Origin of the sequence: Lentzea waywayandensis (genome assembly GCF_900115955.1) — a bacterium.
GTDB lineage: Bacteria > Actinomycetota > Actinomycetes > Mycobacteriales > Pseudonocardiaceae > Lentzea > Lentzea waywayandensis.
Genome location: NZ_FOYL01000002.1, coordinates 1,194,258 through 1,208,602, shown reverse-complemented (window position 1 = coordinate 1,208,602; position 14,345 = coordinate 1,194,258). Strand labels below are relative to the sequence as shown.

Genomic DNA, 14,345 nt, shown 5'->3' with positions numbered 1-14,345 from the left:
ACCGCTTGACCCTGTTCGGCAGGATCGGGCCAATGGGGATCTTGTTCGTCACGCTCGCAGGCCATGGACACGTCACGCCGACCCTCGCGGTCGTCGAGGAGCTGACCAGACGCGGTGCCGAGGTCGAGTACGCGACCGGCGCCGAGCACGCCGAGGCGGTGATCGGAGCGGGCGCGCGGTGGGTGGAACTCCCCGCGCTGCCCGACTTCCGGCCCGTCACCGCCAACCCGATCGACGAGTGGTTTCCGCACTACTTCCGGGCGATGAGCGCGACCTACCCGGTCCTGCTCGATCACTGCCAGACCGCCGAACCGGACCTGATCTGCTACGACTCCACGAACTGGCCGGCCAGGCTGATCGCGCACGCACTCGGTGTACAGGCGGTACGCACGGTGCCGCACACTGCGTCCAACGCGCATTACAACCTCATGGACGCGAGCCTGGCGCGCTACATCGCCGACGACCTAGCGGAATTCACCAGCCGCTACGACGTGAAGCTCGACATCCCGAGCACGATCGAGGCACCCGAGGCGTGCAGCCTCGTGTTCGTGCCGCGCGAGTTCCAGCCTCGTGCGGAGACGTTCGACGAGTCGTTCCACTTCGTCGGCCCGGTGCTGGGCAGCAGGCTCGACGAACAGTGGTCACCGCGCCGCGACGACGTGCCGCTGCTGTTCGTCTCGCTCGGCTCCATCATGAGCGACGCCGGCTTCTACCGGGCCTGTGCCGAGCAGTTCGACGACGGCACCTGGCAGGTCGCGATGACCGCCAAGGACGTGGAGAGCACGGACCACCTCGACGTCCGGCCGTGGTTCCCGCAGCCCGCGGTGTTGAAGCACGCCAAGGCGTTCATCAGCCACGGCGGCATGAACTCCACGATGGAGGCGCTGCACCAGGGCGTGCCGCTGGTCGTCGTGCCCCAGACCCCGGAACAGGCCGCGAACGCCGACCGCGTGGCCGAACTCGGCCTAGGCGAACGCGTCGACGACCACGCGGACCTGCGCGCGGCCGTCGAACGAGTGGCGGCCAGCGGCACGATCCGGCAGAACCTCGACCGGATGCGTGCCGCCATCGCTCAGGGCGGCGGTGCCGCGAAAGCCGCCGAGATCATCCTCAGCCGAGCACCTCGCGCAGCCTGACGCCGAACTCCTCCGGCTTGCCCGCGTAACCGAACTCGCCGCCGAGGAAACCACCGTGGTGGCTGGGGAACACGGTGGCTTCCTGGCCGAGCAGGCGTGCCGTGTGGACGGCCGTGCGCCCGGTGAACGCGTCGCCCGTCTCCTCGCCCACGGCGATCACGACGCGAGTGGGTGCGGCCGCCAGCGCCTGCACCCGCGGGTAGTAGTCGGTGATGGCGAGCGAGGAGGTCCCGAGCAACGGGTCGTCGCGCTTGCCGTCGTCCTCGGCCGGCATCCCGAACTGCGCGGGATCCGGCAGCCCCAGCGCGAAGTACTCGTCGGTGTACTCGCCCTGCCACGAGCTCATCTGGATGAACGCCGCCATGCCCGCGCCCCCGCCGCCGGCCTGGTACGCGTTCATGAACTCGTCACGGGCCCGGCGCGCGGCGGGCGCGTCGGGCAGTACATCGATGATCGGCGGTTCGTGCGCGACGAGCGTGACGACGTCGTCCGGGTAGGCCGCCACCAGTTCGAGAGCCGTGACGGCGCCACCGCTGGACGCGAACAGGTCGACCGGACCGCCCACGGCCTGGATCACCGCGTGCACGTCGGCTGCCTGGATCTCGGGTGTGTTGTCGGTGCGACCGTCCGAACGGGTGCTCCGGCCGAGTCCGCGCGGGTCGTAGGTGATCACCGTGCGGTCGGGGAACTGCTCGCGCAACGCGACGAAGCCGCTCGCGTCCATCGGCTGGCCGATCATCATCAACGGACGGCCGCCCTCGCCGCTCACGTCGTAGGTGATGGCCGCGTCGCCGGTTTCCAGAACGTGGGATTTCATGAGGTTCTCCCCAGTGGAGTCGGGTCTGAGCAGCCTAGTCACAGACGTGAACCCCGATGGGCTAACAGGCCGATCGACCTGCATGTATTCCCCTGTTATCAAAGGTCGCATGACACGAACAGCAGTGGTGACCGGCGGCGGCACCGGCATCGGCAGGGCGGTGGCCGCCCGGCTCGCCGAGCAGGGCCTGGACGTGGTGATCACGGGCAGGCGCGAGGACGTGCTCAAGACGGCGGCCGGGGAGATCGGCGCACGGGCGGTCGTGTTCGACGCGGCCGACCCGGAGTCGGTGCAGGCGGCGCTGAACGACCTGCCGTCCTCAGTGGACGTTCTCGTCAACAACGCGGGCGGCAACATGACCCGCCGCCTGCCCGCGCCGCAGAACCTGACCGACGTGCGGAACCTGTGGCTCGCGAACTACGAGTCCAACGTGGTCAGCGCAGTCCTCGTGACGACCGCGCTGGAACCGCGCCTGGCCGACAACGCGCGGGTGGTGACGCTCGGCTCGATCGCGGGCCGGCGGGGTTCGGGCGCCTACGGCGCGGCCAAGTCGGCGGTCGAGGCGTGGACGGCGGACCTCGCGTTCGCCTTGGGAGCAAGAGGGATCACGGTCAACGTCGTGTCGCCGGGCGTCACCGAGGAAACCGAGTTCTTCGGCGGCACGCTGAGCGAGGAACGGCGTAAGAAGCTCGTCGGCAACCCGGCGAACGGCCGCGCGGGCACCCCCGCGGACGTCGCCGCGACGATCGCGTTCCTGGCCTCGCCAGAAGCCGGACACATCACCGCCCAGGTCATCGGGGTGAACGGCGGAGCCGGCCTCGGACGCTGAACCCGATGACCGCGAGCAGCACGACCACGAGCGCGATCCACGAGAACTCCGCGAGGTAGTGCTCGGCGGCTTCTCCGACCAGGTAGACAGCCGCCGTCGTGCCGCCGGCCCACGCGATGCCGCCAGCTGCGTTGGCCAGCAGGAACTTCCCGTAGTGCATGCCCATCGTGGCCGCGAGCGGACCGGACAGGATCCGCAGCAACGCCACGAACCGGCCGAAGAAGACCGCCCAGGCGCCGTACTTCTCGAACAGCGCCTGGGCGCGGCCGACCTTGTCCGGACTGAAGTGGCTGGGGAACTTCTCGCCCGCCCAGCCGAAGATCCGCTGCCCGAACCGCTTGCCCAGCGCGTACCCGATGCTGTCGCCGATGATCGCCCCGGCCGACGCGGCGATACCGACCCACAGCGGTGAGATGCCGTCGTGGTGCGAGGCCATCAGCGCCGCCGCGACGAGCACGACCTCGCCCGGCAACGGGATCCCCATGCTCTCGACACCGACCACCAGGCCTACGACGACGTAGACCAGCAGTGGTGGAACGGTGTGGAGCCACTCGGTCAACACATCCGTGATCTTCCTCCAACCGGATGGGATCGGCCACGAGACACGGCCGTCTCGGTACCCTGCTGATCATCAGGACGAGGGGGCGGTTGTGGCGAGCCAGTTCGGCTTACTGCTGCGTCAGTGGCGGCAGCGGGCCGGCTTGAGCCAGGAGGCGCTCGCCCAGCGCGCTGCCGTGGGCATTCGTACGGTGCGTGGGCTGGAGACCGGCGAACGGACCGATCCACGCATGGGTACCGTGCGCGCGTTGGCCGACGCACTGGAGCTCACGGGAGCCGAACGCACGGAGCTGTTCTCCGCCGCCGGGCGCGACGAACCCATGGCCGCCGCGGAGCCCGTCAGGTTCGATCCGCTGCACGAGGCCGTCGAGACGTTGAAGGTCGCCATCGAGGCGCGGTGGCGGCGTGAGGAAGAACAGCGGCAGATCCACGACCCGGTGCCGCTGCCGGTGCGGTGGGACGCCGCGCCCGCGCCGTTGATGGACAGCTGGCTCAACATCGGCGGCGAGGCCACGCTCGGGGGACGGCTGGACCAGGTCGTGGACGTCCATCGCAGGGTCGGGTCGCGACGGCTCGTGGTGCTGGGGCGAGCCGGGTCCGGCAAGACGGTGCTGACCACGCGGTTCGTGCTGGACCTGCTCGGCGCGCACAACCCGGCCGATCCGGTGCCGGTGATCTTCAGCCTCGGGTCCTGGCATCCCGAACGCACCGGCCTGCGCGACTGGCTCGCCGACCAGCTCACGCGCGATCACCCGTTCCTCGCGGCTCCCGGCCCGAGCGGCGGGACGCTGGCGGCGGCGCTGGTCGACTCGCAGCGGGTGCTGCCGGTGCTGGACGGCTTCGACGAGATCGCGACCGGACTGCATCGGCCCGCGCTCACCGCGTTGAACACCACCACTCTGCCGTTGCTGCTGACCAGCCGGGTGGACGAGTACCGCGACGCGGTCGAGGGCACGGACGTGCTGACGTCGGCCGCCGCGGTCGTGCTGGCCGACCTGACGTGCGACGACCTCGCGGACTACCTGCCGCGCACCACGCGCAAGACCGGGCCGGGCGGCAACGTCTGGAAGCCCGTTCTCGACGAGGTGCGGTGTGGCGGTCCGCTCGCCGACGTCCTGACGACGCCGTTGATGGTGGCGCTCGCGCGGCGGATCTACAGCGACACCCCTGACCACGATCCGGCCGCGTTGCTGGACCTGCACGAGCCCGACGAGATCGAACGACACCTGCTCAGCAGCTTCGTACCAGCTGTATACGGGGTGCATGCAGATCGTGTACGGCCGTGGCTCGGCCATCTCGCCGATCACCTGACCCGGCTCGGCACGCACGACGTCGCGTGGTGGCAGTTCGGCACCTCGTCGACGGTCACCGGGCTGGGTGTCGGGGTCGCGGTCGGGCTCGCCGACCTGGTGCTGGAGACCGTCCTGGTGGGCGGGCTGACCGCCAGGGGTGTGCTGTTCGCGGTGATGATCGGGCTGGTCACCGGGCTGCTGTTCGGGGTGGCGCACCGGTACGTGGTGCGCAGGACGCCGCTCGAACCCGTGCGGACCCGGCTGCGGTTGCGTGGCCGGGCCGGGCGGCGGGTGTGGTCGCGAGCGCTGCTCGGGCTGGCTTTCGGCGGGGCGGTCGGTGCCGCGTACGGACTGGTGCGCGCGATGGCGTTCTGGCTGGTCACGCCCGATGTCCCGTGGTCGGCCGGGGTGCTGGTCGACATCGGGGTGTTCGGCCTGGTGTTCGGGCTCGGCGCCGCGCTGGTGTTCGCCGTGGTCGCCGCGATGGAGGCGCCGCTCGACGTGCGGTCGGCGGGCAGCCCCGACGGGCTGCTGGAGGCGAACCGGCGCGCGGTGCTCGGCCTCGTGGCGGTGATGGTGCCGGTGTTCGCGGTGTTCGTCGCCGGGGCCACCGGGGTCGTCGCGAGCGGGCTGACGGCGTTGCGGTTCGAGGTGTTGTGGAGCCCGACGACGGCTCTGGCGCTCGGCCTCGTCGGCGGCATCGGGGGCGGGCTGGCGTACGTGCTGAGCCTGACCGCGTGGGGCCAGTGGGTGGTGTTCGCGCGCGTCTGGTTGCCGTTGACCGGGAAGCTGCCGTGGGGGCTGCCGGCGTTCCTGGACGACGCCTATCGGCGTGGCGTGCTGCGGCGGGCCGGTGCGGTCTACCAGTTCCGGCACGCGCGCCTCCAGGAGCATTTCGCGCGTTTGCGCTGATCAGGCGGACCGGCCACAAGTGGCCGGTCGTCTGGCCTGTTCCCTCGTTTGGTCCCGGTGTGATCGTTTGCCGGGACGAAGGGGGAACCAGGGGTGTCAGGCATCAACTGGGAGGCGTACAGCCATGAAGAGTTGCACCGGATGCTGTGGCAGGACGCTGATGTCGCGGACGTGAGCACCGTCGCCGAGGAGTGGACGCGGCACCGCGCCGCGTTGGACGCGCATGCCGAGGTGCTCCGGGAGCAGCGGACCGCGTTGCTCGACGGGTGGGCCGGGGCGGCGGCGGAGGAGGCCGCGGCTCGGCTGGGGGCGCTGGCCGAGCGGGTCGAGAAGATCAGCGAACTGGCGGTGGCCGGGCAGAAGGCCGCGCAGGACTCGGCGGACGCGCTGGCCGCGGCCCGTGCCGCGATGCCGCCGCCACCGGCTCCCGGGACGACGATGCCGGCGTTCGCGGGGCTGCCTGCGGTGCCGGGGCTGCCCGGTGCGCCGACGCCTGTCGCGCCGCCCGCGTCGCCGGGCTCGCTCGGGCTGCCCAGCGCGCCGGGCCCGTTCGCGCCGCCCGCTTCGCCAGCCTCGTTCGGGCTGCCCACTGCGTCGGCTCCGTTCGCGCCGCCCGCTTCGCCGGGCTCGCTCGGGCTGCCCAGCGCGCCGGGCCCGTTCGCGCTTCCCAGCGCGCCTGCGCCGTTGGGGTTGCCGGCCGCGCCCGCCCCATTTGCGCTGCCGACGGCGCCGGCCCCGTTCGCGCTCCCGACGGCGCCCGCCCCGTTCGCGTTGCCGAGCGCTCCGACCATGCCCGCAGGAGCCACCTCGGGCTTCTACTTCTACTTCGGCGCCGCCTCGGCCGACCAGCAGAAGGCGCAGGCCGTCCGGGCGATGCAGACCTACGAGTCCAGCCTCAACGGCAGCGGACGCCTTATCGACGACGCCCGCGGCAACATCCCGCAGGCCGCTCCCACGCCCCGTGCGGCGGCCGTGGCGCAGGTCAAAACGCCCAGCTCAGGCGGCGTGCCGTGGCAACGCCTCGTGGGAGGCGGCGGTGGCTCGGTGGCGACGACCCGAGGCCCGGTGATCGGTGCCGCCACCCCGGTCAGCCAGCAGCTCACCCCAGGCATGCGCGCGGGCGTGGTGTTCGGCCAGCACGGCGGGATCGCCGCGACCGGGACGCTCACCGCCGACCCGAGAACGGCCGCCCAGAACAACGCGATGGGCGCGCCGCCGGGAGCGGCCCGCAAGGACGAGGACGAACGGCACGAGAACCAGATGCCGACGCTCGACCACGACCTGTTCGCGGTGACCGAGCGCGTGTCTCCGGCGGTCATCGGGGAGGAACAGTGACCGGCTACGAGGTCTCGCCCGACCAGTTGCAGGACCGGGTGAAGACGCTGACCAGGCTGGCCGAGCTGACCGGTGACCTGGTGGCGACGGCGAGCAGGCTGGCCGAGCGGACGCCGTTGCTCGGTACCGCCCCGCCCGCCCAGGACCTGTCGCGGCGCCTCAAGGACGCCGGGTCGGGGCTCGCCGGCGAGGTGAGTGCCGCCGAACGCGAGGTGCGCGAGTTCCGGCAGATGCTCGCGGAGATCAGGACCACCTACACCGAGACCGACGCCGACCAGGCGCGGAAGGCGGCACGATGATCGCCTTCGACCTCGTGGAGATGGATCTGCTCGCCACGCACGCCGGGGTGCGCTGGCCGTTCCCGTTGCGGGTGCCGTCGTTCGGGCGGCTCGCGGACGAACGCGCGACGCTCCTCGCCGAGGCGGGCCACGGGTTGCAGGCACGTGGCCTGGCGGCACCGCACGGCCCGACGGGCATGGCCGCCGAACTGGTGACCGCGCTGCACGAGCACACCGCCGTGGTCGATCTCGTCGTGCCGGGAACGGGCGCGGTCGCGATGGTCTACGGCGACGACGCGCTGGTGTGCACGCAGTCCGAGAGCACGGTCCGGGTGACGCACGTCGAGGCGGAGACGCTCGGCGACGAACTCGTGGCGTTGGTCCCGGAGTCGAGGCCCGCACAGCTCATGCCGATCACCCTGCCGCCCGGCGCCGGACTCGACCTGGAGGTCACCGGGCAGGGCCAGGCGGGCGTGATCAGAGGTGGGCAGCGGCAGGAAGTGTCCTGGTTGGACAGTGCGAGCGGACGGGTCAGGGTCGACGCGGGCGAAGACGGCTGGGTCAGCGTCAACCCGTTGCGGCACCACGACCTGGTCCGGCTGATCGGTGAGCTCGCCGCGGTCGCGCGAGCCTAGAAGAGGGGGAGAAGTGGATCCAGCACAGTGGCTGGCGGACTACCAGGAACGCCTGGAGCGCGTCGCCTACAGCGCGCGGTCGGCGAGCGCGAGCCTGGCTGAGGTCGGGGCCAAGGCGACCTCGCCACGCGGTGAGGTGACCGTGACCGTGAACGCGGGCGGCGTGCTCGGCGACGTCGCGCTGACGCCGGCGGCGCGCAAGCTCGACGTCGACACGCTCGCGATGCTGATCGTCAGCACCGCACGGGAGGCGCAACGGCTGGCGAGCGCGCGGATGACCGAGGTGATGGCGGACTACCTCGGCGAGAGCGACGCCCTGCACCAGATCACGAGGCACCTGCCGGAGGCCGTGCGATGAGCTTCACCGCCGACCACGAGCAGTTGCGGCGCCACGCCACGACGGTGACCGGGTACGCCGACCAGCTGTCCGAGACCGGAACCCGGTTGCCCGACCAGCTCGGCCAGTCCTCGCTCGGCTCGTTCGCGCAGTTCCTCACCACCGGCCTGAGCGGCCCGATGGGGGAGACGATGGGCGCCTTCGCGCACGTCGCGTCCACAATGGACAAGGTCGGGGAGGGCATGCGCCGCACCGCGGAGAACTACCAGCGCACCGACGAGCGCAACGCCGAGAGCATCACGGGGGCGGGCCGATGACCGCCACCGCGACGGACGCGGGCACGATCGCCGCGCTGCTGAACGAGCTCCGCACCACCACGAACGCCATCGCGGGCGACGAATGGCTGTCGTCCGACCTGGCCGCCACGCCCAAGGCCCCGATGAGCGAGCTGGGTTCGAACGGGAAACCGTTGCAGGCCCTGGACAGCGCGGGCGTCGGCTTCCTCACGCCGATGATCTCGTTCCTGGAGGAGCCGCTGAGCCAGTTGCGCGGCAACCCGGACGGCGTCCAGCAGGGAGCGAGCGAGTTCCAGACCGCGAGCAAGGCCGCGACGACCCTGGCCGACGAGTACGGCGCGAAGGCGGGCAGCGAGACCAGCGACTGGACCGGGGACAGCGCGGCCGAGTACGCCAAGACCGGCAAGGAACTCGTCGACGGCGTGCTGTCCGTCGCCGAGACGGCGCTCACCAACGCCACCGCGCTGATCAAGGCGGGCGAGGTCGTCGCGCAGGTCGTCGCCGAGGTGACACGGCTGATCACCGAGGCGGTCGGCAAGATCGTGCCGATCATGACCCAGGCGATCGCCGCGGCGGCCGCGACGTTCGGGCAGAGCATCGCCGTGGCGATCCCGCAGTGCGTGCAGATCGCCGTGGAGTGCGGTGCGCGGATCGCGGCCAAGCTCGGTGAGCTGCTGGCCAGCGGCGAGAACCTGATCAAGCTGGTCGAGGGCGCGCAGGCCGTGCTGAAGATCGTGAAGCAGGCGATGTCGGTGATCGGGGACAAGGCGTCGGGCGGCACCACGTCAGGGGAGAAGCCACAGGGCACCGCCGAACTGCCGACCATCTCGGCTCGCGACGAGGCGAGCCGAGACAGCCAGCTGGTCTAGCTGGTCAGGATCGCCCTGGCCAGGGCGGCGGTCTCCGACGGCGTCTTGCCGACCTTGATCCCCACCGCCTCCATGGCCAGCTTCTTGGCCTCCGCCGTGCCCGAGGAACCCGAGACGATGGCGCCCGCGTGGCCCATCGTCTTGCCCTCGGGCGCGGTGAAGCCGGCGACGTAACCGACCACGGGCTTGGACACGTTGTCCCGCACGAACTCCGCCGCTCGTTCCTCCGCGTCGCCGCCGATCTCGCCGATCATCACGATCAGCTCGGTCTCCGGGTCCGCCTCGAACGCCTCGATGGCGTCGATGTGGGTGGTGCCGACGATCGGGTCGCCGCCGATGCCGACGCACGTGGTGAAGCCGAAGTCCTTCAGCTCGTGCATCAGCTGGTACGTCAGCGTTCCGGACTTCGACACCAGGCCGATCGAGCCGGGTTTGGTGATGTCGGCGGGGATGATGCCCGCGTTGGACTTGCCGGGGCTGATGATGCCGGGGCAGTTCGGGCCGATGATCCGGGTTGACTTGCCCTGGGCGTGCGCCCAGAAGCGGGCCGTGTCGTGGACCGGGACGCCCTCGGTGATCACCACGGCCAGGCCGATGCCGGCGTCGACCGCCTCGATCACCGCGTCGGCGGTGAAGGCGGGCGGGACGAAGAGCACCGACACGTTCGCGCCGGTCTCCGCCATCGCCTGGGCGACCGTGCCGTACACCGGCAGCGTCACGTCGTCGAAGCCGACGGAGGTGCCGGCCTTGCGCGCGTTCACGCCGCCGACGACCTGGGTGCCGGCCGCGAGCATGCGGCGGGTGTGCTTGGCACCCTCCGAGCCCGTCATGCCCTGCACGATCACGCGGCTGTGCTCGTCGAGGAAGATCGCCATCAGGACTCCTTGCCAGCGAGAGCGGCGGCACGGCCCGCCGCGTCGTCCATCGTGTGCGCCACGGTGATCAGCGGGTGTCGTGCCTCGTCGAGGATGCGGTGGCCCGCGTCGGCGTTGTTGCCGTCGAGCCGGACGACCAGCGGTTTGTCGGCGCGGTCGCCGAGAATGCCGAGGGCCTGCACGATTCCGTTGGCCACCGCGTCGCACGCGGTGATACCGCCGAACACGTTCACGAACACGCTGCGGACCGCCGGGTCCGAGAGGATGACGTCGAGGCCGTCGGCCATCACCTGGGCCGAGGCGCCGCCGCCGATGTCGAGGAAGTTCGCGGGCGCGGCACCGGCCAGCGCCACGACGTCCAATGTGGACATGACGAGCCCCGCGCCGTTGCCGATGACACCGACGGTGCCGTCGAGCTTGACGTAGTTCAGCCCCTTCTCGGCGGCCCGCACCTCCAGCGGGTCACCGACAGCGCTGTCCGAAGGTCGAGAGTGCCGGAACGACGCGTTGTCGTCCAGCGTCACTTTCCCGTCCAAAGCGACGATTCGGCCGTCCTTGGTGCGCGCCAACGGGTTCACTTCGACCAGCGTCGCGTCCTCGGACACGAAGACCTTCCACAAAGCGGAAGCGACCTCGTTGACCTCCGGGGCGATCGAAGGTGAAAACACCGCAGATGCGTCGAAGGTCGAAGCTGGCATTCGAGTGATGGAGTCCGTCATCTCCTCGATCTCCATGCCACCGGTGGCCGAGGTCATGCCGATGAACGTCCTGTTGGCACGGTCGAGGAGGAACGACAGGTAGTACTCCTCGGCGATCTCGCTCGCCTCGGTGACCAGAACCTTGTGCACGGTGTGGCCCTTGATGTCCATCCCCAGGATGGCCGTAGCCGCCGCGAAAGCTTCGTCGGGTGTCGAAGCGAGTGTGATGCCGCCGGCCTTGCCGCGCCCGCCGGTCTTCACCTGGGCCTTCACGACGACAGTGCCGCCGAGCCGGGAGGCGGCCTCGCGCGCGGACTCAGGAGTGTCCGCCACGAAACCACGCGGAACGGGCACCCCGTACCGCTCGAAGAGGTCCCGCGCCTCGTGTTCGAAAAGATCCACCGTCTACGTCCTCTCGCCGAAAACTTGCGGCCATCTATGGACATCCGGTTGGTAGCGGAGTAACGATATGCCTACCTCATACGGTATGCAATCTACAGTCGAAGCGCCAAAGGGGAGCTGATCGCCGATGACGAGTTCCGCGGAGCCGGAGTCGATTTCTGGAGGCCACCTGGTGGCCAAGGCGCTCAAAGCCGAGGGCGTCGACACCATCTTCACGCTGTGCGGCGGGCACATCATCGACATCTACGACGGCTGCGTGGACGAGGGCATCGCCGTCATCGACGTCCGGCACGAACAGGTCGCGGCGCACGCGGCCGACGGTTACGCCCGCATCACCGGCAAGCCCGGTTGCGCCGTCGTCACGGCGGGCCCGGGCACCACCGACGCCGTCACGGGCGTCGCGAACGCGTTCCGCGCGGAGAGCCCGATGCTGCTGATCGGCGGCCAGGGCGCGCTGAGTCAGCACAAGATGGGCTCACTGCAGGACCTCCCGCACGTGGACATGATGACGCCGATCACGAAGTTCGCGGCGAACGTCCCGCACACCGCCCGCATCGCGGACATGGTGTCGATGGCGTTCCGCGAGGCCAACGCCGGCGCGCCGGGCCCGTCGTTCCTGGAGATCCCGCGGGACGTCCTGGACGCCAAGGTGCCGGTGAGCGCCGCACGAGTACCGGAGGCGGGCCACTACCGCGCGTCCACGCGCAGCGTCGGTGACCCGGCGGACATCGAGAAGCTCGCGGACCTGCTGGTGCACGCCAAGAAACCCGCGATCCTGCTGGGTTCCCAGGTGTGGACGACGCGTGCCACGGACTCCGCGATCGACCTCGTCCGCACCCTCAACATTCCCGCCTACATGAACGGAGCGGGCCGCGGCACCCTGCCGCCCGGCGACCCGCACCACTTCCAGCTCTCGCGCCGCTACGCCTTCGACAACGCCGACGTCATCGTGATCGTCGGAACCCCGTTCGACTTCCGGATGGGCTACGGCCGAAGGCTTTCCGCGAACGCGACGGTCGTCCAGATCGACCTCGACTACCGCACGGTCGGCAAGAACCGCGACGTCGACCTCGGCATCGTCGGTGACGCAGACCTGGTCCTGTCCAGCGTCGCGGCGGCCGCGTCGGGCCGTGAGGACAACGGCGCGATGGGCCGCAAGGTGTGGCTGGAGGAACTGCAGGCGGTCGAGGAGAAGGCCCGGCAGAAGCGCGCGGAGCACCTGCTCTCCGAGGACCTGCCGATCCACCCGTACCGGCTGGTGAGCGAGATCAACGACTTCCTCACCGAGGACTCCATCTACATCGGCGACGGCGGCGACGTCGTCACGTTCTCCGGTCAGGTGATCCAGCCCAAGTCGCCCGGCCACTGGATGGACCCCGGTCCGCTCGGGACGCTCGGCGTCGGCATCCCGTTCGTGCTGGCCGCCAAACTGGCCAGGCCGGACAAGGAGGTCGTGGCCCTGTTCGGCGACGGCGCGTTCAGCCTCACCGGCTGGGACTTCGAGACGCTGGTTCGCTACGACCTGCCGTTCGTCGGCATCGTCGGCAACAACTCGTCGATGAACCAGATCCGCTACGGCCAGGCGGCCAAGTACGGGCTGGAGCGCGAACGCGTCGGCAACACGCTCGGCGACGTCCGCTACGACCAGTTCGCCAAGATGCTCGGCGGCTACGGCGAGGAAGTCCGCGACCCCAAGGACATCGGGCCCGCGTTGCGGCGCGCCCGCGAGTCCGGCAAGCCCTCGCTGATCAACGTGTGGATCGACCCCGACGTGTACGCGCCCGGAACCATGAACCAGACGATGTACAAGTAGGTGAGCTGACATGGCCAAGGCCCTGGAGGGCGTCAAAGTCCTCGACATGACGCACGTGCAGTCCGGACCGTCGTCGACCCAGCTGCTCGCCTGGCTGGGCGCGGACGTCATCAAGCTGGAAACGCCGGGACGCGGCGACATCACCCGCGGCCAGCTGCGCGATCTGCCCGAAGTGGACAGTCTCTACTTCACGATGCTCAACTGCAACAAGCGGAGCATCACGCTCAACATGAAGGCCCCTGAGGGCAAGGAGGTCTTCGAGAAGCTCATCGGCGACGTCGACGTCCTCGTCGAGAACTTCGGCCCCGGCGTCGTCGAGCGGTTCGGCTACCCGTGGGAGAAGCTCCAGGCGCTCAACGACAAGCTCATCTACGCGTCGATCAAGGGCTTCGGGCCCGGCCGCTACGCCGACTTCAAGGCGTACGAGGTGATCGCGCAGGCGATGGGCGGCTCGATGAGCACCACCGGGTTCGAGGAGGGGCCGCCGCTCGCCACGGGCGCGCAGATCGGCGACTCGGGCACCGGCATCCACCTGGTGGCCGCGATCCTGGCCGCGCTGTACCAACGAACGAACACCGGACGCGGGCAGCGCGTCCAGGTCGCGATGCAGGACGCCGTCCTGAACCTGTGCCGGGTGAAGCTGCGCGATCAGCAGCGCCTCACCCACGGGCCGCTGGGGGAGTACCCGAACGAGCAGTTCGGGGACGAGGTGCCCCGCTCCGGCAACGCATCCGGTGGTGGCCAGCCCGGCTGGGCGGTGCGCTGTGCCCCCGGCGGCCCCAACGACTACATCTACGTGATCATCCAGCCCGTCGGCTGGGCCCCGCTGACCGAGCTGATCGGCAGGCCCGAGCTCGCCGAGGACCCGGCGTGGAACACGCCCGAGGTCCGGCTCTCCAAGCTGGACAAGGCGTTCGCGCTGATCGAGGAGTGGACGGAGAAGCACACCAAGTGGGAGGTGATGGACAAGCTCAACGCCCACAACATCCCGTGCGGACCCATTCTGTCCACGAAGGAGATCATCGAGGACGAGACGCTGGCCGAGCTCGGCACCGTGGTCGAGGTCGAGCACCCCGAACGCGGCTCGTTCAAGACGGTCGGCAACCCGCTCAAGCTCTCCGACTCGGTCGTCGAGGTGCAGCGTCCACCGCTGCTCGGTGAGCACAACGACGAGGTCCTCGGAGCCCTCGGGTACAGCGCCGACCGCCTCGCGGGACTGCGCGCCGCCGGCGTCATCTAATCCTTCAAGGGAGACGAAATCTC

At 70.2% G+C, this 14,345-nt stretch carries 15 protein-coding genes; 11 read left to right on the top strand and 4 right to left on the bottom strand.

All coding sequences use genetic code 11. From position 1 onward, the window contains the following. Window positions 1-32: 32 nt before the first annotated feature. Window positions 33-1,136: a macrolide family glycosyltransferase gene (locus tag BM417_RS10140; protein WP_093590429.1), complete on the top strand. Its 1,104-nt coding sequence runs from the start codon at window positions 33-35 to the stop codon at window positions 1,134-1,136. Here BM417_RS10140 and BM417_RS10135 read toward each other — a convergent pair. Then, on the bottom strand, window positions 1,111-1,953 hold the full coding sequence (locus BM417_RS10135; RefSeq protein WP_093590426.1) for an alpha/beta fold hydrolase: 843 nt from the start codon (window positions 1,951-1,953) through the stop codon (window positions 1,111-1,113). The genes BM417_RS10140 and BM417_RS10135 overlap by 26 nt on opposite strands. A gap of 109 nt (window positions 1,954-2,062) precedes the next feature. Here BM417_RS10135 and BM417_RS10130 point away from each other — a divergent pair, with 109 nt between their 5' ends. Further along, window positions 2,063-2,782, top strand: a complete 720-nt coding sequence (locus BM417_RS10130) for an SDR family NAD(P)-dependent oxidoreductase (protein WP_093590423.1) — start codon at window positions 2,063-2,065, stop codon at window positions 2,780-2,782. Here BM417_RS10130 and BM417_RS10125 read toward each other — a convergent pair. Continuing rightward, complete coding sequence (locus tag BM417_RS10125; RefSeq protein ID WP_245821815.1) at window positions 2,745-3,344, bottom strand: DedA family protein; 600 nt, start codon at window positions 3,342-3,344, stop codon at window positions 2,745-2,747. The genes BM417_RS10130 and BM417_RS10125 overlap by 38 nt on opposite strands. Window positions 3,345-3,432: 88 nt before the next feature. Between BM417_RS10125 and BM417_RS10120 the strand changes: the two genes are divergently transcribed. From BM417_RS10120 to BM417_RS10090, 7 genes are all read left to right on the top strand, one after another. Further along, window positions 3,433-5,544 carry an XRE family transcriptional regulator gene (locus BM417_RS10120; protein WP_093590420.1) on the top strand — a complete coding sequence of 704 codons (2,112 nt, stop codon included), beginning with the start codon at window positions 3,433-3,435 and terminating at the stop codon, window positions 5,542-5,544. Between the two features lie 93 nt (window positions 5,545-5,637). Then, a complete protein-coding gene (locus tag BM417_RS10115; protein WP_093590417.1) occupies window positions 5,638-6,879 on the top strand; it encodes a hypothetical protein in 1,242 nt (413 codons plus the stop codon). After that, window positions 6,876-7,178, top strand: a complete 303-nt coding sequence (locus BM417_RS10110; RefSeq protein ID WP_093590414.1) for a hypothetical protein — start codon at window positions 6,876-6,878, stop codon at window positions 7,176-7,178. The genes BM417_RS10115 and BM417_RS10110 overlap by 4 nt, the downstream gene beginning before the upstream one ends. After that, on the top strand, window positions 7,175-7,792 hold the full coding sequence (locus tag BM417_RS10105; protein ID WP_093590411.1) for an ESX secretion-associated protein EspG: 618 nt from the start codon (window positions 7,175-7,177) through the stop codon (window positions 7,790-7,792). The genes BM417_RS10110 and BM417_RS10105 overlap by 4 nt, the downstream gene beginning before the upstream one ends. A 13-nt stretch (window positions 7,793-7,805) precedes the next feature. Beyond that, a complete protein-coding gene (locus BM417_RS10100) occupies window positions 7,806-8,150 on the top strand; it encodes a YbaB/EbfC family nucleoid-associated protein (protein ID WP_030478699.1) in 345 nt (114 codons plus the stop codon). Then, entirely contained in the window at window positions 8,147-8,446 is a 300-nt protein-coding gene (locus tag BM417_RS10095; protein WP_093590408.1) for a type VII secretion target, read from the top strand. Before BM417_RS10100 ends, BM417_RS10095 begins: the two co-directional genes overlap by 4 nt. Continuing rightward, window positions 8,443-9,294 (top strand): hypothetical protein, encoded by an 852-nt coding sequence (locus tag BM417_RS10090; RefSeq protein ID WP_177320358.1) that lies wholly within the window; start codon window positions 8,443-8,445, stop codon window positions 9,292-9,294. Before BM417_RS10095 ends, BM417_RS10090 begins: the two co-directional genes overlap by 4 nt. Here BM417_RS10090 and sucD read toward each other — a convergent pair. Both sucD and sucC read right to left on the bottom strand, forming a co-directional pair. Then, window positions 9,291-10,169 (bottom strand): succinate--CoA ligase subunit alpha, encoded by an 879-nt coding sequence (sucD, locus tag BM417_RS10085; protein WP_093590405.1) that lies wholly within the window; start codon window positions 10,167-10,169, stop codon window positions 9,291-9,293. The genes BM417_RS10090 and sucD overlap by 4 nt on opposite strands. Continuing rightward, a complete protein-coding gene (gene sucC, locus BM417_RS10080) occupies window positions 10,169-11,269 on the bottom strand; it encodes an ADP-forming succinate--CoA ligase subunit beta (RefSeq protein ID WP_093590402.1) in 1,101 nt (366 codons plus the stop codon). Before sucC ends, sucD begins: the two co-directional genes overlap by 1 nt. 127 nt (window positions 11,270-11,396) lie before the next feature. Between sucC and BM417_RS10075 the strand changes: the two genes are divergently transcribed. Both BM417_RS10075 and frc read left to right on the top strand, forming a co-directional pair. Then, window positions 11,397-13,082, top strand: coding sequence for a thiamine pyrophosphate-binding protein (locus BM417_RS10075; protein WP_093590399.1), 1,686 nt, complete (start codon window positions 11,397-11,399; stop codon window positions 13,080-13,082). A 10-nt stretch (window positions 13,083-13,092) separates the two neighbouring features. Next, the gene (gene frc / locus BM417_RS10070; RefSeq protein ID WP_093590396.1) at window positions 13,093-14,322 is read left to right on the top strand and encodes a formyl-CoA transferase; all 1,230 of its coding nucleotides are present in this window, start codon (window positions 13,093-13,095) and stop codon (window positions 14,320-14,322) included. Window positions 14,323-14,345: the final 23 nt, after the last annotated feature.

Coding starts and splice junctions, on each gene's coding strand:
- BM417_RS10095 (WP_093590408.1), top strand. CDS start 8,147: ATGAGCTTCACCGCCGACCACGAGCAGTTGCGGCGCCACGCCACGACG.
- sucD (WP_093590405.1), bottom strand. CDS start 10,169: ATGGCGATCTTCCTCGACGAGCACAGCCGCGTGATCGTGCAGGGCATG.
- BM417_RS10130 (WP_093590423.1), top strand. CDS start 2,063: ATGACACGAACAGCAGTGGTGACCGGCGGCGGCACCGGCATCGGCAGG.
- BM417_RS10135 (WP_093590426.1), bottom strand. CDS start 1,953: ATGAAATCCCACGTTCTGGAAACCGGCGACGCGGCCATCACCTACGAC.
- BM417_RS10075 (WP_093590399.1), top strand. CDS start 11,397: ATGACGAGTTCCGCGGAGCCGGAGTCGATTTCTGGAGGCCACCTGGTG.
- BM417_RS10140 (WP_093590429.1), top strand. CDS start 33: ATGGGGATCTTGTTCGTCACGCTCGCAGGCCATGGACACGTCACGCCG.
- BM417_RS10105 (WP_093590411.1), top strand. CDS start 7,175: ATGATCGCCTTCGACCTCGTGGAGATGGATCTGCTCGCCACGCACGCC.
- frc (WP_093590396.1), top strand. CDS start 13,093: ATGGCCAAGGCCCTGGAGGGCGTCAAAGTCCTCGACATGACGCACGTG.
- BM417_RS10090 (WP_177320358.1), top strand. CDS start 8,443: ATGACCGCCACCGCGACGGACGCGGGCACGATCGCCGCGCTGCTGAAC.